Source organism: Pedobacter sp. BG31, assembly GCF_042464845.1.
In the GTDB taxonomy this organism is placed as follows: Bacteria; Bacteroidota; Bacteroidia; order Sphingobacteriales; family Sphingobacteriaceae; genus Pedobacter; species Pedobacter suwonensis.
On the sequence record NZ_JBHNZK010000023.1, the window covers coordinates 1 to 18458 of the forward strand.

An 18458-nucleotide genomic window follows, 5' to 3' on the forward strand; every position below is an offset into this window, starting at 1 on the left:
CTGAGCAAGCTCAAGGATACCTAGTTTGTTCTTAATGATCTTTGCTTGTGTAGTCATAATACTAATCTCTGTTACGTTGTTTAATTTATTGTAACTGTCAGATTAAGTTTTGACTAATTCAGATAAAAATATCCTCAACTTTTCAACCTAATAACTAAACCCGGGAAATTCGATATTTACAATTTTCCATTGGCCATTGCTTAATGCAAAATACAATTTAAAAGGTCCGCTTATAATTTTAGATTGTTTTTGAATCACATCCCGGTAACCCGCAACGCCTTCCACAATGCCCATACCTTTAACCTCATCAAATAATTCAAAATTAACATCAATAATATCATAACGCCCCCCAACATATTCGTCTGATTGTCCGAAAATACCTTTCAAACGCCCAATGATCACATCTTTGCCAATGATTTTTTTTCCAGGCAGGATAAAAAAATCGTTCAGTTCCATTGTAATGGCCTTTGATTGCTTAAACCATGCGTTCATAAACCTGATGGCACTATTTACGATATCGGCCTGATGGTTAAAAATAGGTGTTTCCTGCATTTTGCAAACTTAACACTAAGTTACCTAAATTTCTTCATTGCCGCCCAAAGTTTATCGTCCATACCATAAACATCAGGACGGTATTCAATCTGATTATTCTGAGACCAGGCCGTAATATAAGTAATCAATAAAGGAACTTGTTTCTTTGGTCCGAACCATGCAGGTTTTAATTGAAAAGCCTTGGTGGTATCTGCCTTTTGAGCCATACGTTTTTTATACCATTTTATATGCGTACTATCTACTGGCGGCAAATCAACTTCTGCCCTAAGTTTATCATAAGTGTATGGATCTCTAACCAAAAGTTCAGCAAATTCAAGTGGCTTTTCGATGCGTACACAACCATGACTGATGGCCCTGTTGGTTAAGTTAAATCCATTCTTGTTATTGGTGTCGTGCAGGTAAATACTAGAGCTATTATCGAAGATAAATTTAAACTTTCCCAGGGCATTTCCACCACCAGATCCCTGTTTAAATTTAAAAGGTAATTTATCCCGTGAATACCTGCTCCAGTTGATGGTATCGGGCTCACCGATCAGCTTATCTTTATAGTAAACTTTGATGTTACTGTTCGATAAATAATATGGGTCTTTTCTGGCCATCCAATAGATCTCACTCTGAGCAATACTTACCGGAATATTCCACACCGGATTGGCCTGAATAGCGTTAATTTTACTGAACAATAATGGTGTCTCATGATTCTTCGGTTTATCATCTAAACTACCTGATTTTGCAAAGGCTTTAAGCTTCTCTTCGTAACCATTTTCACGCTTGCCACCCACACATACTTTCATCGTAATTAAGGTATCTTTTTTATCAAACCAGGTTAACCTAAAATCAGGAATATTTACCTGTACATAGTTGTCTCCTGTCTCCGGCATTTTCCAGCGGAAACGTTCCATATTCAACAATAAAATTCGCTTTTCGCTTTCCGAATCTGTATTCAAATAAGCAGCTTGTAAAGCCTTGTATTGAGCCGACTTTGGCTGAACGGATCTTAGGGTATCTATAAAGCTTTTGCTCTTTAAAAGATTAATCATACCCAAGCTATCCGGACGCTTCACTTTAATATAATAACGGGAAAAAATCGTCCGCGGATTTACGACCCCATATTTTAGATAATTGTTATAATTTAGATAAGCATTAGCAGACAGAAGTTCCAGTTTAGCAATTATAGGATAACTTTCCTCTACTTTCTTAAACTTATTGGCCGTTAACACAGTCAATAAACCTTTAATTTCATCACCCTTAAAGATTTTTGGATTAAAGCCATGTACCGTGCTTTGATCTAAATAACTCACCAGTGAGTCTAACTGGCCATTAATGTAGAATTGTGTAACCAGTTTAGGCTGAGTATTATTATGTGCATAAAACGCTTTTATGGCTTTGGGATTTACGAATTTACCTGAAAGACTGTCCATTGTTTTCACAAAAACACTATCGTAAGCTACAGTATCAAAATCTTTATAGATCTTATTCTTGAAATGTTCAGATAGTACTTGTCCAATCTCAGGCGGGCTTTTAAACCACCCACAAGCAGATATAAATAAAATAAATGGCAGAATAAGAAGGTGAAACTTTTTCAAAAGCGTAAAATTTTAATATAAATTAACGGTTAATGATAATAAAAACAGCATAATGGCAAATTAAGTGCCATTATTTTTTGTTTTCACAAATCAAACACTATATTTGCCAGCGCTTATCAGCTAACGTATTGATACTGGCAGAAATAATTTATGAACTTAACTTTGAACCATCACTTACATTTACACCATCGCCGATAGGCGATATGATATGTTTGTTTTGTACTTCAAAACTTTTTTCCGTAAAATAATTTCTTGTTCACTCTATATTCAATACTTTGAAAACACTTAAAATTGCTATCCAAAAGTCGGGTAGGTTAAACGAAAAATCTGTAGAAATACTTAAAAATTGTGGTTTATCTTTCGAAAACTACAAAAGTTCACTCATCTCAACCGTTACCAATTTTCCTTTAGAAATTCTTTTCCTGCGTGACGATGATATTCCGGAATACGTACAGGACGGCATTGCCGATTTAGGTATAGTGGGCGAAAATGTGATTGTAGAAACCAAAGCCGAGGTAGACTATCTTCAAAAATTAGGTTTTGGAAAATGCACTTTAAAAATCGCCGTTCAGGCCACCAGCAACATCCAACAATTGGAAGAGTTAAACGGCAAGGCCATCGCAACTTCTTATCCGGTAATTCTCGAAAAATTTCTACAGGAAAAAGGGATACAATCTGATATCAGAACCATATCAGGATCGGTAGAAATTGGCCCGGGTTTAGGATTAAGTGACGCCATTTTCGATATCGTTTCAACAGGTGGAACATTAAAAAGTAATGGCTTAAAACCTTTCGCTGATGTCATGCAATCTGAAGCTGTTTTAATCGGAAACAAATCTATCGCCGACAATCCGGAGGTAGCAGAATTATTGCAACGCATCCGCTCTGTACTCAGTGCAAAATCAAACAAATATGTAGTACTGAATGTATCTAAAGATAACCTTCAAAAAGTAGTTGATTTATTGCCCGGCGTAAAAAGTCCTACGGTAGTTCCACTCTTCGAACCTAACTGGGTAGCCGTACATTCGGTAATTGCAGAAGAAGATTTCTGGGATAAAATAAACAGTTTAAAAGCTGCCGGAGCCGAAGGTATTTTAGTGATGCCTATTGAGAAAATAATCAGATAAATTTTTAAAATTTCATATTAACTATTAGTTAATTTAAAAATATAAATCATTGAAAATCTATAATTATACAGATTTATCTAAATCAAAAATTGAAGAACTGTGTTCCAGACAGATTGAGGATGATAAGTTGGTGGAAAGTCGTGTTGCCGACATTGTAAAATCAGTAAAAACGGATGGCGACGAAGCCCTTTTTAATTTTGCCAAAACCTTTGATAAGGTGGAACTGGAAAAACTTTTTCTAGATGGAGAGGAGTTAAAAGCTATTGCAGCAACTATCCCTCATGAAGCAAAAAAAGCGATTGATACGGCGTATGAAAACATTAAAAATTTTCACTTGTCTCAACTCAAAAAAGAAGATAAAGTAGAGACCATGCCAGGTGTAGTTTGCTGGCGCGAAAGCAGGGCAATTGAAAAGGTCGGATTGTATATTCCGGGGGGAACTGCAGTATTACCAAGCACTTTTTTAATGCTGGCAACACCAGCTCTTATTGCAGGCTGTAAAGAAATCATCGTATGCTCTCCGCCGCAAAGTGATGGTAAAACAAATTGTTACCTGGCTTACTGCGCAGTGTTATTGGGTATCGAAAAATTATTTCTGATTGGAGGCGCACAGGCTGTAGCAGCTATGGCTTTTGGAACGGAAAGTGTGCCACAGGTATATAAGATCTTCGGACCTGGCAATCGCTACGTAACCACAGCCAAAACCATGGTCCAAAATAAGGTGGCTATTGACATGCCTGCCGGACCATCGGAGGTACTGGTCATTGCAGATGAGACTGCCAATCCGTCATTTATTGCTACTGACCTAATTGCACAGGCAGAACATGGAACTGATAGCCAGGCTATTTTGGTATCTACCTCTAATCAAATCATAGCTAAAACATTAAAAGAAATTGAAAGTCAGCTTACTATTCTTCCCAGGAAAGAGATAGCAGCCAAGGCCATTGCCAATTCTTATGCAGTTTTAACTAAAAACCTGGATGAAGCGATGTTATTTTCAAATGAATATGCACCAGAGCACTTAATATTGGCCACGGAAAACTTTGAAAGTATTATCCCCCTGATTGTCAATGCAGGATCTGTATTTTTAGGCAATCTTACCCCAGAAAGTGTTGGCGATTATGCTTCCGGAACCAACCATACCTTACCTACCAGTGGCTTTGCAAAGGCTTATTCAGGCGTATCAACAGATGCGTTTTTGAAAAAAATCACTTTCCAGCACTTATCTCAGGAAGGTTTGAACAATATAGGCAGAACAGTAGAGATTCTTGCAGCAGCAGAGGGTTTGGAGGCGCATAAAAACGCGGTGAGTATAAGATTAGGTGTTGGGTCGGAAGACCGAAGTCAGCAGTCAGAAAATAAATAAGTATAAAATAAAACCGAAAATAAGATTAAGTCATTTCAATAAATCTGTAAAAAGTATAACGTATAAAGCTTTAGGCTACATGCCAAGCCCTTTTACCTTTTACCTTTTACCTTTTACCTTAAAAAATGGACATTAACGATTTAGTAAGAGAAAATATAAAAAACCTTCGCCCCTACTCTACCGCAAGGGACGAATTTAAAGGTCAGGCATCTGTTTTTTTAGATGCCAACGAGAACAGTTATGGCTCACCGCTGCCCGCCAATTATAACCGGTACCCGGATCCTTTACAGCTGGACTTGAAAGATGCCATCAGTAAAATAAAGGGCGTGCCTATTGAGAATACATTTTTAGGAAACGGTAGTGACGAAGCAATAGATTTGTTGTTCCGCGCTTTCTGTAACCCGGGAAAAGACAATGTAATTGTACTGCCCCCAACTTACGGAATGTATGAAGTTTCGGCCAACATAAATGATGTAGAATTACGCAAAGTAAGCCTGCTTCCGGACTTCCAGTTAGACATGGAAAAGATCGCAGAAACGATCGACAAAAACACCAAATTAATATTCATTTGTTCGCCAAATAATCCGACCGGAAATTCGATAAACCGGGAAGATATTGAAACCATTTTAGCCAACTTTAATGGTATCGTTGTAGTGGATGAAGCGTACATTAATTATGCCCGCCAGAAGACCTTTATTCAGGAGTTAACTGAGTACGCAAACCTCGTGGTTTTGCAAACTTTTTCGAAGGCCTGGGGACTCGCAGCATTACGTTTAGGCATGGCCTTTTCTTCCACAAAAGTGATTGATGTTTTGAACAAAATTAAGCCACCTTATAACATCAACCAGGCCACTCAGGATTTAGCATTTGAGGCGATAAAAAACATTGCACAAGTGAATGAATGGATTAAAGAATCTGTTGCAGAAAGAGATCGTTTAAGCAAGGCATTAAGTGTAATAAATATTGTAAAAAAAGTATACCCTTCTGATGCAAATTTTATTCTCACAGAAGTTACAGATGCGCTAAAGATTTATGATACTTTAGTAGAGCAAGGCATCATCGTACGCGACCGTTCTAAAGTAACTTTATGCGAAGGTTGTTTAAGGATCACTGTGGGTACAAAAGAAGAAAACGACAAACTATTAACTGTTCTAGAAAATTTCTAAAATGAAAAAGGTATTATTTATAGATAGGGATGGCACTTTAAATATCGAGCCAGATGATGAACAGGTTGATAGTTTTGCTAAGCTTAAATTTTATCCACGTTCGTTATATTATCTATCGAAAATTGCAGCCGAGATGGATTACGAACTCGTAATGGTTACCAACCAGGATGGATTGGGTACACTTTCAAATCCGGAAGAAAATTTCTGGCCTATCCATAATTTTATGCTGGAGACTTTTGAAGGCGAAGGGGTACATTTTAGCGAGGTTGTAATTGATAGAACTTTCGCAAAAGACAATGCCCCTACCCGTAAACCCGGCACCGCTTTATTGACGAAATATTTTAGCGAAGATTACGACCTGAAAAACTCTTTCGTTATCGGCGACCGTTTGAATGATGTAGTTTTGGCAAAAAATTTAGGCGCAAAAGCCATTTTTCTTCGCCAGAATGATGCATTAGGCTCTACAGAAGCGCTGGATAAGCATGAAACACTCTTAGATGTTATCATTCTTGAAACCAAAAAATGGGAAGATATCTACAACCTGCTTAAAGCAGGAAGCAGGAAAATCCATCATGAGCGCAAAACCGATGAAACCGACATCACCATTAACCTTGACCTGGATGGAACAGGAAAGGCAAAAATAGAAACCGGTTTAAACTTTTTCGACCACATGCTTGATCAGATCGCCAGACATGGCAGTGTTGATTTAGAAGTAATGGCTAAAGGCGATTTGCATATTGATGAACACCACACGATAGAAGATACCGGTATTGCACTGGGAGAAGCCTTTGCTAAAGGACTTGGAAATAAACTCGGCATTGAGAGGTATGGTTTTTGCTTACCAATGGACGATTGCCTGGCACAGGTAGCCATTGATTTTGGTGGAAGGAACTGGATCGTTTGGGATGCTGAATTTAAACGCGAAAAAGTGGGTGATATGCCAACAGAGATGTTTTATCATTTCTTTAAGTCGTTTAGTGACGCTGCAAAATGCAATCTAAATATAAAAGCGGAAGGTGATAACGAGCACCATAAAATTGAAGCAATTTTTAAAGCATTTGCAAAAGCCATTAAAATGGCTATAAAACGTGATGCAGAGAAAATGGTATTGCCGAGTACCAAAGGAATGTTGTAAGAGAATTGGAAGGCTTAAAGGTGGAAGGCTGAAAGGTTTTAACTGAGGGTTTTGACGCCCATCCGCTGTTAAATAAAACCCGATAGAGCGGAATAGCCCGCATCCCGATTTTTCATCGGGAGAGGACTATAAGCGATAGCGGGACTACAGGCCCGATGAAAAACTGACTTTCATTTTCAAACCTATAAAAAAAGAATATTAACTATTATATTATGGTTGGAATTATAAACTACGGAGCAGGCAATATTTTCTCTCTTACCGCAGCTTTAGACCGCTTAAGTGTGACCTACGGCATGGTAAATACAGAAAATGACCTCGAAAAATACAGCCACATCATCATCCCTGGTGTTGGCCATGCGGGTGCGGCGATGGAAAAATTAAAGGGTACCGGCCTGGTTGAAGCCATAAAAAAGCTAAAAAAACCTGTACTGGGCATCTGTGTGGGCATGCAGCTTATTACCGAACATTCTGAAGAGGGCGATGCCGCGCTTTTAAATATCGTTCCGGTTAAAACCAAAAAATTCGATAAGTCGCTGAACATCAAAATCCCACACATGGGCTGGAATGCGGTAAGCCCAAAAAGTAATTCTTTATTTGAAGGTGTTGAAGATAATACACAATTTTACTTCGTGCATTCGTACTTTATTGAATATAACCCTACTTTTGATATCGCATCTGCTGATTATGGTTTAAAGTTTTCGGCAGCGGTACAAAAAGATAATTTTTACGGCGTTCAATTTCATCCCGAAAAATCGGGAAAAGCCGGCGAACTAGTATTAAAAAATTTTTCAAACTTAAGCTTATAAAATGTACATAATACCTGCTATTGATATCTTGGATGGAAAAGTGGTCCGTCTGCGTGAAGGAGATTACAACCAGAAAACGGAATATGATGTTTCTATTCCCGAAATGATAGAAAAATACCGCTCTAATGGTACAGATTTTATCCATATTATTGACTTAAACGGAGCTAAAGGTGATTTTAGTAATCAAAAAGCACTTTTTGAGATCATCAAAAAAACCGACATGAAGGTGCAGTATGGTGGTGGTATCAGAACCGTTGAACAGGTGACTAACTTGCTTGATGCCGGGATCCATCGGGTAATTGTAGGTACACAAGCCATTACCAACCCTGATTTCTTGCCACAGTTGAGCGAGGCTTTTGCTAAAAAAGACGATTATGCCAACCGCATTGTTATTGCAATTGACGTTTTAGACGAAGTGATTAAGTACTCGGGCTGGATGGAAAGCTCACCTATTAAGCTAATGGATTACGTAGATAAATGCCTTTCGCTGGGATTTTTCCGCTTCCTATGTACCGATATCAGTAAAGACGGGAAATTAGGTGGCGCAGCAATTGAATTATATCAAAAATTACTGGAACACTCACCAATGATCAAATTAATTGCTTCTGGTGGTGTAAGTTCAATGGACGATATTTACGAACTGGCTAAATATCCAATTAGAAGTGTAGTAGTTGGAAAAGCCATTTACGAAAACAGGATTACTATTGAAGAAATTAAAGAGTGGAATCTGAAGGCGCTAAGTTCAATTTAAAATAACATTTAATATTTAGTTCATTGTAATATTCGATCGTCATGCTGAATTTATTTCAGCATCTTAGTGCAATATAGACCCTGAAATTAATTTACTTTTTAGCTTTCCTCTGCGCTACAGATCAGGGTGACGAATCGCTCCGCGCGAAAGCATTAAGATTGCTTCGTGCCTCGCAATGACGAACTACAAACATAAAGTATGCTTTCAAAAAGAATAATCCCCTGTTTAGACGTTAAAGACGGCCGTACGGTAAAAGGCGTAAACTTTGTTGATTTACGCGATGCAGGGGACCCGGTTGAACTGGCTGCGCAGTATGCCCAACAAGGGGCAGACGAATTGGTTTTCCTCGATATTACCGCAACACACGAGCGTCGCAAAACCATGATCGAAATGGTTAAATCGGTGGCTAGGCAGCTAAACATCCCTTTCACCATTGGTGGTGGGATCACCGAAATCGCAGATGCTGATGCACTTTTAAATGCAGGTGCCGATAAAATCAGTATTAATTCTGCAGCCGTACGTAATCCTAAACTGATTGAAGAACTGGCCAAAGCCTTCGGTGTACAGTTTGTGGTTTTGGCCGTTGATACCAAACACGTAGACGGCAAAAATATGGTTCATTTAAATGGAGGAAGGTTAATTACCGAACTGGAAACCGAAAACTGGATTAAACAGGCCGAAGATTTAGGCGCTGGTGAGATTTTATTAACCTCAATGGACCACGATGGCACCAAGGCGGGCTTTGACTGCGGATTATTGGGTAAAGTAAACCAAATGATTAATATCCCGATCATCGCTTCGGGCGGTGCCGGTAACATGGATCATTTTACTGAAGTATTCCAGAAAGCAAATGTTGATGCCGCATTGGCCGCTTCCGTATTTCATTATGGTGAAATCCTGATTCCTGATTTAAAACAGGAATTGAAAAGAAACCAAATTCCGGTAAGGATATAAATAAGTCCGGGGTCAGCAGTCCATGCCAATGAGTCTGCTTTTTCCGAAATAAAAAAATAAAATGACAATTGATACTAATTCCCTTGATTGGGATAAAACTGTAGGCTTACTACCTGTAATTATTCAGGATCACAAAACTTTAGAAGTTTTGATGCTGGGTTATATGAATGCCGAGGCTTTGGAAAAAACCCAGGCTGAGGGTAAAGTAACTTTCTTTTCACGTTCCAAAAACCGTCTTTGGACAAAAGGTGAAACCAGCAATAACTTCCTTTATGTGAAGGAGCTTTTTGTGGATTGCGATAATGATACCATCCTGATTAAGGCAGATCCTGTTGGCCCAACTTGTCATACCGGTAGCCGCAGCTGCTTCAAAACAGATTTCAACCAAAATTTCATTTTCGAGCTTGAAAACATCATTAATGATCGTTATGAAAATCCGGTTGAAGGTTCTTACATCAACAAAATGCGCAACAAAGGACTTAATAAAATTGCGCAAAAGGTTGGCGAAGAAGGTGTAGAAACGGTAATTGCCGCATTGGCAGAATCGGAAGAAGAACTTATCGGAGAAGCTTCAGATCTTCTTTTCCACCTCTTATTTTTATTGAAAGAAAAAGGCCTGTCGATTCAAGACATCGCAAAAAATTTAGAGAAAAGGCATAAATAAGGTAGAAGGCAGGAAGGTTGAGGGTGTAAGGTTTTACATATTGAGGATTGATTTTGAACCAGAACTAAAAAGCTTTGAAAATACAGGATAAAATTAGCGAGGTAATAAAGTCGAGAATTTTAGGCTGGCATTTTTCAGCTATTTTTATCTCTGCATTTTTAATATGTTCTTTACTTTACGAATTAATTATTCCAATTATATTTTGGATGGCTTTAGGAGAAAGCGCAGAATCGGATAGAATCGCTAGTCTACCTTTTAATATGTTTATTGCAGAATGGGCAGCGTTAATTTTAACTATTCTACTCTGCGCGATTCTTACATTGATAAATTTGAAGAAATTAAACTTCCAACGGGCAAAATCTTATCTATTAACCATATTAATAATTTCTATATTATATTTATTGAGAACTCAAATTGGTGACTTTCTATTTGAAGTTTTTCAATAGTAATTATTTATTAGATTAAATTGAAAACGAGTATTAATTTTGATGAATTAAATATATTTGTAAGGAGTAAAACAGCTACAAACTACTATTTTAAAATATTTTTATTTCTTTTCAATACAACTGCTATCACTGGACTATTCTGGTTTGCTCTTAGCTTGCAAGAAGAAAAGCCAAACATTTTTCCATTCCTCCTACCGATTGCTTATTTTTTTACACTTGGCAAATATTTAATTTGGAATACTTTTGGCGAAGAATTTTATATCATCAGTACAACTCATATATCCTATCAGCACAGTTATGGATTTTGGACAACTAAACTTAAAACAGCTAAATATTATTCTATTAGTGAATTACAGAATAAAGGAAGCGAGGGTGTAAACTTTATTTTCCAAGATTATACTGACGGAAAATTACCAACAGAAGTATTCAGTACTGCGCTACCAATCTCTGTTTCTGATTCAGCAAGAATTTTTAACCGATTAAATTAAATAAAAGTTGATGAATTTGGTGAAGGAATAAATTTTCCAAAGATTTTTTCAAATTAACTGATACTTATTTAAAGGCATAAATAAGGTTTAAGGAAAGAGGTTTAAGGTACTAGAAGTTTAAACCCTATACCCTAAGCCTTAAGCCCTAAACCTCAAGAAAATGCTAAAACACATCAAAACACTTCCTGGCCACCAAAATCCTGTTTATGCCCTTGCCCACTCGGATCAGGATGAATTATTTTTTAGTGCGGGTAACGACAAAGGCATTGTAGAATGGTCGTTAGCGGAAATGGCTTTTGTTAAGGTTAAAATGCCCGTACAAAGCTCTGTTTATTGTCTGCATTACCATAACGATCAATTATTTGTTGGCGAAAGAAGTGGTGCTTTTAGTGTTTACGACCTGAAAGAACAAAAGGTAATTGTAAGGGTTAATGCACATATCAAACCTATTTTCGATATACAAACGGTAAAAAGTAAAAATGAGCTTTTAACCACTGGCGAAGATGGAACTGTAGCGGTTTGGTCGTTAAATGATTTTAAGGAAGTTTACCGCTTTCAGGCAGCTTACGACACGGTACGAACCATTGCCTTGTCTCCTGACGAAGCGGAAATTGCATTTGGCTGTAAAGACCACCTGATTAAAATTTATAATCTCCAAGATTATAGCCTGAAGCAAAATCTCGAAGGACATAAACTTCCGGTTACGTCTTTGGCCTATCACCCAACAGGTAAATACCTGATTTCAGGAAGCCGGGATGCCCAATTAAAGATATGGGATATACCAAATTACGAGTTAAGGGAAACCGTACCGGCACACATGTTTACCATCTATGATATTGCTTTCCACCCTTCTCTACCCTATTTTGCAACATGCAGCCAGGATAAAAGCATTAAACTTTGGGATGCAGAGAGTTTTAAACTCTATAAAATATTAAGCCTGGAAAAAGCGGGTATAGGCCATACCCATTCTATCAATAAAATTATGTGGAGCCATGATGGTAAATACCTCATTTCCACAGGTGATGACCGACAGATAATGGTTTGGGAAATGGAGTAGGTTAAGATGTATTTATGTTATTAATTAAGTGTTGTCGTCACGCTGACCTGTAGCGAAGCGGAAAGCTACGCAGTAAACCGAGCCTTCGGCGAGCTCACCGAAGGTAATTTATTTCAGGGTCTAACTCATAGAAAAGATGCTGAAACAAGTTCAGCATGACGATCACATTAGGAAAAGTAGACCAAAACTAATTAAAACACATAAAAATTAAATGTAAATCCTTAGATCGAAAATTAACTCATAAGTTTGAGAAGATTGCTAAATACATTATTCCACAAAACGTTTAATAATTCTCAATTTATGAGAATATTTTCCCAGTTCTTTATTAAAAATCCCCTGGTCATCAATTGGATCAATTTTAACCTTTGCAGAGGAATGGATGATCTCACTTGGACTCAACATAATACCCACGTGTGTAATCCGGCCTTCTTCATTATCGAAAAACGCAACATCACCTGGCTTACACTCGGCGAGAAAACCAACCAGTTCACCTTGTTCAGCCTGCTGAGCAGCATCCCGGTTTAACTTTACACCCAACATTTTAAAAACGGTTTGCGTAAAACCTGAGCAATCTAAGCCAAATAAATGCCTTCCGCCCCATAAGTAGGGGATGTTCTGAAAAAATTTGGCTGTTTCGGTTACTTTATCCGTAAAATTCACAGTACGGTTATCGTATGGTTCAAAATTCAGTTTAAACCTTTCTTCTCCGGCATAACAATATCCATCTTTTACAAAGGGGAGATTACTTGCCGGACTTAAATGATATAAACTGCCATCATCGGCGGTTAACACGTTATTGAAACTTAAAGGCGCCAACAAATGACAATCATGCATTTCCGCAAACTGGTCCTGGTTAATGGCGGCCAGCTGCCTGAAATCCATCCAGCCCTGATAACCATCATAGCCATTCTGAATCAGCCACCAACGTTCTTCTTTCTGGATAATTTCAACATGATCACCAAATAACAATTGTGAAACAATTTCTGCTCGGTCTGATGCATCTGCTCTTAAAGGGGCTACTGCTACTCTACAAATACCATATTGATTTTCCATATAATCTGCTCGTGAAATGATGTAAAACTAATAAATTACCGCTATTACCTAACATTTTCCATACAAATTTGTTACTTTTATGGTGTTCATTTTTAAATAAGCCCGCCATGAATTTTAAAAAAATATTAATTGCTGTTGATAATAGTACCTGCTCAGAAAAAGCGGCAAAAGCCGGTTACAATATGGCTGAAAAATTCGGGGCGGAAGTAGCATTGGTTAACATTATTGAGCCTGTACCAGCCAATGTGAATGCAGACCTAACGCTGGCCCCTGTTTTCTTGGAAACTTATGATAACAGCGAAGAGAACAGCCACATTTTACTAAAAGAAATGGAGACTAAATACGGAAACGGGATAGCTACCACTTACCTAAGCGTTATTGATACCGCTGCACATGGTATCATCCAACAATCAGACGAATGGGGATCGGATTTAATCGTGATAGGCACTTATGGCCGAACTGGTTTATACCATTTTTTAATGGGAAGCGTAGCCGAACACGTAGCGAGAAAATCTGCCTGCCCGGTTTTGATTATTCCTAATAAGAGCGATGTTGATTAACTGGTTTAACCTAACCCATTGTCTTCATTAAGAAAAATTTAGTTTACAAAAAAAACTACAGGGTTATAAAGAATTAGAATCTTCTCGAAATATCGTTTCGACTGCAGTGGAGAAATCCTTTAAACTAGCGTTTAATAATTTGGTTCAAAGATCTCTCTCCCGACTTAATGCCGGGACTGCGCTACATCCGATAGCTATCGGATCAAGATAACGAGCAAACCAGTAGAGTCTGTAGCATCAAACCAAAACTTCATAAATAAAAAAAGTCTCACCTTAAGCGAGACTTCCTTCTTAATATCTGGTCAAGACTATCCTTCCTGGTGCAACCAGGCTTTCTTAGCCAATAATTCTTCTTCTGTTTCGCGGATATCCTCATCATCTACACAACAATCAACCGGGCATACTGCCGCACATTGTGGCTCATCATGAAAACCTTTACACTCAGTACACTTATCGGATACGATATAATATACCTCATCTGAAACTGCCTCCTGAGCAGCATCAGCTTCAATTTTTTGATTACCAAAATCAATGATACCTTCTAAATTCGTACCATCAGAAAAACGCCATGCAGTTCCGGCATCGTAAATCGCGTTATTTGGACATTCTGGTTCACATGCCCCACAATTTATACACTCATCTGTTATTTTAATTGCCATGTTTTCGTCTAATTCTTTTGCTTAGTTTACCTTTGCGCCTGCAAATATAAGATATAATCCATTAATAATAATTCTAAATATGTCAGCATTAACTCAAGAAAAAGCAATAATTGCATTCGGTAAACTCGGCCAAAAGCTTATAAGCCCTGCTGACATACTAGGAAATATACTTTATAGTGCCGGAAATGCTAATGCATGGTTCACTGAAGAAAATATTAAAAAGTCTATCCTATCATTTGCAGAAATGTTAAATGAGACCGATTTGCTTCTTTGGTTCAAATCAATTCAATTCAATACATCTCCAAAAAAGATTGGTTTGATCTTAGCAGGAAACATTCCTTTGGTGGGTCTACATGATGTTTTATGCGTTTTAGCGACAGGGAACATAGCCTTAATCAAACTTTCGTCTTCAGATGATCAATTGATTAAAACTGTTCTTGCTGAATTGATCAATATTGAACCGGCTTTTGCAGATCACATTGAATACGTGGAACGCTTAAAAGATTTCGACGCTGTAATTGCTACCGGAAGTAATAATTCATCCAGGTATTTTGACTATTATTTTAGTAAAGTGCCCAATATCATACGGAAAAACAGAAATAGTGTAGCAGTTTTAGATGGTACAGAAACCAAAGAGAACATCCAAAGCCTGGGAAATGATATTTTTGATTATTTTGGGCTTGGCTGCAGAAATGTTTCCAAGCTGTATCTTCCAAAAGGATATGAGATTGCTAATTTCTACGAGGGCATAGAAAGCTTTCAGCCCATTATAAACCATTTCAAATATCAGAATAATTACGATTACAATAAATCCATTTATCTGGTAAATGCTGCCAAACATTTTGATAATGGTTTTTTGCTGTTAAAAGAAGATCAGAGTTTAGCTTCGCCACTGGCTGTACTTTACTATGAAGAATACGAAAACCTGAAAGACGTAGAAGATAAACTGAATGATAAAACAGCAGATATTCAGTGTGTGGTTACCAAATCGCCAATAAACATTGTGAGTTTTGATTTTGGCCAAAGCCAGCACCCAAAACTTTGGGATTATGCGGATAATGTAAATACCATCAGTTTTTTAAACTCGCTAAATTGATTGCCATAAGCAATTGGATTACACTTTTTTTATTTGGATATTAGCGTGTTGACTTGACGCAGCCAGTGTATCCTTTAATAAAAGCGCTATCCTTTCTTTATATCGTGATCTTTGCGAATTTTGTTAGGGCGCAGGTATGTACCGGCACTTTCGGACAACCTTTAATTAACCAGACTTTTGGGCAGGGCAACAATGCGGATAACTGGTATGGTCCTTTAGCACAATATGCTCCGGGTGCAACCACCTTTACCACTTTTAAGGGGCCTCCGGGGCAAAACCCAAGAGCTTTAGCACCAAACCAGTCAGGCTTAGTTAAAACGCCTGCTACACCTGACAATCCCTACCCCATTTACTGGCAGCACCATACAGACCATACCGGAGATAGCAATGGCTTAATGCTTTTGATAGATGGCATTTCGACCCCTACTGTTTTTTTCGAACAGAAAATGGACAATCTTTGCCCAAATACAATTTTGCGTTTATCGATCTGGGTACTGAACACCAACTCAGCAGCAGCAAATGCCCCACCTCCAAAGATGATTTTAAAGGTGATTGACCCCAATGGTAACTTCCTTGGCCATACATCAACCGGCAATGTAACAGCAGATGGGATGTGGCATCAATACACGCTTGATTTTAACAACGGAAACAACTCTACTGTGACCCTGCAACTCGTTAATGATACCTCTACCGACAGCGGTAACGATTTTGCTTTGGATGACATTACGGTACAGGCCTGTGGTCCTCACATCACACCTTTTTTTAACCTGGATAATACATCATTAAATATGTGCGAGGGAAACACAAACAGCTTTATAGTAAACGCTGATATTTTGCCGGAGTATCTCAATCCGGTTTATCAATGGCAGGAAAACAAAGGTACCGGTTGGGTTGATGTCGTTGGGGCAACAACAAAGCAGGCAACCATCAACTTTTTAAACCGGCCTAAAGGTACTTATCTATATCGTTTAATTACGGCCATTAACGGTAATATAGACAAAGTTAACTGCAGAGCAGTTTCAGACCCCATCACCGTAAACGTAACCGCCTTACCCCTTGCAGAAGCTGATAATTCCGGCCCATTCTGCGTAGGCAACAATATTCAGTTACAGGCATCTGGAGGAACAAGTTATAACTGGAGAGGGCCAAACGGTTATAACTCTACAGCCCAAAACCCAACAATCATCAATGCAACTAAAGCCATGGAAGGTGAATACATCGTTACCGTCACTACAAATGGCTGTTCATTAAATGCAATAACCCATGTACAGGTCAATGACCCGATATCGATTGGGACAAATGTTCAGGAAATTAGCATTTGTGAAGGTAAATCAGTGCAATTAAGTGCATCAGGTGGAACGGAGTATCTTTGGTCGCCGGCAAATGGTCTTTCAGATCGCAAGAGCGCCAATCCCATTGCTGCCCCGACCGAAACTACTACCTATACAGTAACTGTTAGTCAAGGTGCATGTTCCGAAACTGCACAAATCACCGTAAAGGTCAATAAAAATGCGACGACAGATGCTGGTGCTGACCAAGAAATCGTAAGCGGACAAAAAATAACCTTAAATGGGAAGGTATCAGGCGATGTCACTTATATATGGACACCTGCCAGCTATCTGGACGACCCTACCAAACTGAATCCAATTGCCACGCCACCACGCAATATCACCTATACCTTACAGGCCACTTCCAAATCAGGCTGTAGCAGCAGTAGCGACGAGGTAAATATAACCGTTTATCCACAAATAGTTATTCCAAATACTTTTTCTCCAAATGGCGACAACGTAAACGATACCTGGAATATCCCGGCAGCGGCATTATTTCCAAACCCCAAAATTAAAATTACTAACCGCTACGGCAACGTGGTGTACCAAAGTACTGGCCCTTTTAAACCCTGGGATGGCAAAATGAACGGAAAAGACCTTCCGCCTGCGGTGTATTATTATTCGGTTTATTTAGATGAAAAATTCCAAACCTACAAAGGGTGGCTTATGTTAGTCAGATAAAAAAGGATTCAAACTTCCGCTTATCATTTGGAAATGCTATTTTTGGGCACAATGTATATCGTAAAAGTCAAAGGCATAGCCAAAATTCCGGATTACGTACAGTTAAGAGATGACAAGTTTACACTTTTAGCTTATTTTAGGGTAGACAGACCTGATAAATCGCTGGAAAAACTGGGACTTGGCGACAAGCAAGAATACATTATGGAAATGGTTAAAGATTTGCCTTTCGGGCAGATTGCAAAATTAGAAATATAATATGGCAGGCAACTCAGTAATTCATTTAAGTAATGTTGATGTTTTTCAACAAAAACATTTAGTCCTCTCCAATGTAAATTTACACATCGAAAAAGATGAATTTGTATTCCTGATCGGCCAAACAGGCTCTGGAAAGAGCAGCCTGCTTAAAATATTATACGGCGATTTGCATATCGGTAATGGCGATGGCAATATCGCGGGGTTTGATCTTAAAAACCTTAAAGAAAGCCAGGTACCATTTTTACGTCGTAAGTTAGGGGTTGTTTTTCAGGATTTTCAGTTACTTACCGACCGGACGATAGAAAAAAACCTTGAGTTTGTACTTAAAGCAACCGGCTGGAAAGACGAAAAGTTGATTAGCGAGCGTATTAAAGATGTTTTGGACAAAGTAGGCCTGCGTTCTAAGATCAAAAAAATGCCACACGAAATTTCTGGTGGCGAACAGCAGCGTATTGTAATTGCAAGGGCTTTGCTTAACGATCCGGAAATTATCCTTGCAGATGAGCCAACCGGGAACTTAGATCCAGAAACTTCCGAAGAAATCGTAACGCTTTTAAAACAGATCAGTCAGGCCGGAACGGCAGTTTTAATGGCCACACATGATTACCACATCATCCGCACTTTTCCTTCACGCATCATCAAATGTGAAAATGGCATAGTACATGAAGATGCACAAATAGCATAAAAATTCTGACATCCGTCAGCTAATCAGCCAATCTGTTCAGATAATC

Annotated in this window: 20 protein-coding genes; 16 read left to right on the forward strand and 4 right to left on the reverse strand. The window is 38.4% G+C overall.

The genetic code is table 11. The features are described 5' to 3' along the window. Positions 1-147: 147 nt before the first annotated feature. Complete coding sequence (locus ACFE6N_RS20645) at positions 148-552, reverse strand: hypothetical protein (protein ID WP_378939631.1); 405 nt, start codon at positions 550-552, stop codon at positions 148-150. A gap of 20 nt (positions 553-572) precedes the next feature. After that, positions 573-2135 (reverse strand): L,D-transpeptidase family protein, encoded by a 1563-nt coding sequence (locus ACFE6N_RS20650; RefSeq protein WP_378939633.1) that lies wholly within the window; start codon positions 2133-2135, stop codon positions 573-575. A 275-nt stretch (positions 2136-2410) separates the two neighbouring features. On the opposite strand from ACFE6N_RS20650, the gene hisG reads away from it, so the two are divergent. The 11 genes from hisG to ACFE6N_RS20705 all read left to right on the forward strand — a co-directional run bounded on the left by hisG (position 2411) and on the right by ACFE6N_RS20705 (position 12095). Next, positions 2411-3262 (forward strand): ATP phosphoribosyltransferase, encoded by an 852-nt coding sequence (hisG, locus tag ACFE6N_RS20655; protein ID WP_090981954.1) that lies wholly within the window; start codon positions 2411-2413, stop codon positions 3260-3262. Positions 3263-3311: 49 nt separating this feature from the next. Next, complete coding sequence (hisD, locus tag ACFE6N_RS20660) at positions 3312-4628, forward strand: histidinol dehydrogenase (RefSeq protein ID WP_378939635.1); 1317 nt, start codon at positions 3312-3314, stop codon at positions 4626-4628. A 125-nt stretch (positions 4629-4753) separates the two neighbouring features. Beyond that, on the forward strand, positions 4754-5794 hold the full coding sequence (hisC, locus tag ACFE6N_RS20665) for a histidinol-phosphate transaminase (RefSeq protein ID WP_378939637.1): 1041 nt from the start codon (positions 4754-4756) through the stop codon (positions 5792-5794). A 1-nt stretch (position 5795) separates the two neighbouring features. Continuing rightward, on the forward strand, positions 5796-6929 hold the full coding sequence (gene hisB, locus ACFE6N_RS20670; protein WP_378939639.1) for a bifunctional histidinol-phosphatase/imidazoleglycerol-phosphate dehydratase HisB: 1134 nt from the start codon (positions 5796-5798) through the stop codon (positions 6927-6929). Between the two features lie 212 nt (positions 6930-7141). Further along, entirely contained in the window at positions 7142-7735 is a 594-nt protein-coding gene (gene hisH / locus ACFE6N_RS20675) for an imidazole glycerol phosphate synthase subunit HisH (RefSeq protein WP_378939641.1), read from the forward strand. A gap of 1 nt (position 7736) precedes the next feature. After that, on the forward strand, positions 7737-8486 hold the full coding sequence (gene hisA / locus ACFE6N_RS20680; protein WP_378939643.1) for a 1-(5-phosphoribosyl)-5-[(5-phosphoribosylamino)methylideneamino]imidazole-4-carboxamide isomerase: 750 nt from the start codon (positions 7737-7739) through the stop codon (positions 8484-8486). A gap of 198 nt (positions 8487-8684) precedes the next feature. Continuing rightward, entirely contained in the window at positions 8685-9440 is a 756-nt protein-coding gene (gene hisF, locus ACFE6N_RS20685) for an imidazole glycerol phosphate synthase subunit HisF (protein ID WP_378939645.1), read from the forward strand. Between the two features lie 61 nt (positions 9441-9501). Then, on the forward strand, positions 9502-10104 hold the full coding sequence (hisIE, locus tag ACFE6N_RS20690) for a bifunctional phosphoribosyl-AMP cyclohydrolase/phosphoribosyl-ATP diphosphatase HisIE (protein WP_378939647.1): 603 nt from the start codon (positions 9502-9504) through the stop codon (positions 10102-10104). A gap of 74 nt (positions 10105-10178) precedes the next feature. Continuing rightward, positions 10179-10550 (forward strand): hypothetical protein, encoded by a 372-nt coding sequence (locus ACFE6N_RS20695; RefSeq protein ID WP_378939649.1) that lies wholly within the window; start codon positions 10179-10181, stop codon positions 10548-10550. Between the two features lie 20 nt (positions 10551-10570). Continuing rightward, positions 10571-11038 carry a hypothetical protein gene (locus tag ACFE6N_RS20700; protein WP_378939651.1) on the forward strand — a complete coding sequence of 156 codons (468 nt, stop codon included), beginning with the start codon at positions 10571-10573 and terminating at the stop codon, positions 11036-11038. A 160-nt stretch (positions 11039-11198) separates the two neighbouring features. Next, on the forward strand, positions 11199-12095 hold the full coding sequence (locus tag ACFE6N_RS20705) for a WD40 repeat domain-containing protein (RefSeq protein ID WP_378939653.1): 897 nt from the start codon (positions 11199-11201) through the stop codon (positions 12093-12095). Between the two features lie 267 nt (positions 12096-12362). Here ACFE6N_RS20705 and ACFE6N_RS20710 read toward each other — a convergent pair whose 3' ends face one another. Continuing rightward, entirely contained in the window at positions 12363-13148 is a 786-nt protein-coding gene (locus ACFE6N_RS20710) for an NlpC/P60 family protein (RefSeq protein WP_378939655.1), read from the reverse strand. A gap of 107 nt (positions 13149-13255) precedes the next feature. Between ACFE6N_RS20710 and ACFE6N_RS20715 the strand changes: the two genes are divergently transcribed. Continuing rightward, positions 13256-13708 carry a universal stress protein gene (locus ACFE6N_RS20715; RefSeq protein WP_378939657.1) on the forward strand — a complete coding sequence of 151 codons (453 nt, stop codon included), beginning with the start codon at positions 13256-13258 and terminating at the stop codon, positions 13706-13708. Positions 13709-14016: 308 nt separating this feature from the next. On the opposite strand, the gene ACFE6N_RS20720 is transcribed toward ACFE6N_RS20715, so the two are convergent. Further along, positions 14017-14367 (reverse strand): 4Fe-4S dicluster domain-containing protein, encoded by a 351-nt coding sequence (locus tag ACFE6N_RS20720; protein WP_090981929.1) that lies wholly within the window; start codon positions 14365-14367, stop codon positions 14017-14019. A gap of 79 nt (positions 14368-14446) precedes the next feature. Here ACFE6N_RS20720 and ACFE6N_RS20725 point away from each other — a divergent pair, with 79 nt between their 5' ends. From ACFE6N_RS20725 to ACFE6N_RS20740, 4 genes are all read left to right on the forward strand, one after another. Beyond that, a complete protein-coding gene (locus ACFE6N_RS20725) occupies positions 14447-15463 on the forward strand; it encodes an acyl-CoA reductase (RefSeq protein ID WP_378939660.1) in 1017 nt (338 codons plus the stop codon). 104 nt (positions 15464-15567) lie between these two features. After that, positions 15568-17472, forward strand: a complete 1905-nt coding sequence (locus tag ACFE6N_RS20730) for a gliding motility-associated C-terminal domain-containing protein (protein WP_378939662.1) — start codon at positions 15568-15570, stop codon at positions 17470-17472. Positions 17473-17523: 51 nt separating this feature from the next. Then, positions 17524-17727 carry a hypothetical protein gene (locus ACFE6N_RS20735; RefSeq protein WP_057932355.1) on the forward strand — a complete coding sequence of 68 codons (204 nt, stop codon included), beginning with the start codon at positions 17524-17526 and terminating at the stop codon, positions 17725-17727. A 1-nt stretch (position 17728) separates the two neighbouring features. Then, positions 17729-18412, forward strand: coding sequence for a cell division ATP-binding protein FtsE (locus ACFE6N_RS20740; protein ID WP_090981923.1), 684 nt, complete (start codon positions 17729-17731; stop codon positions 18410-18412). Positions 18413-18458 lie beyond the last annotated feature (46 nt).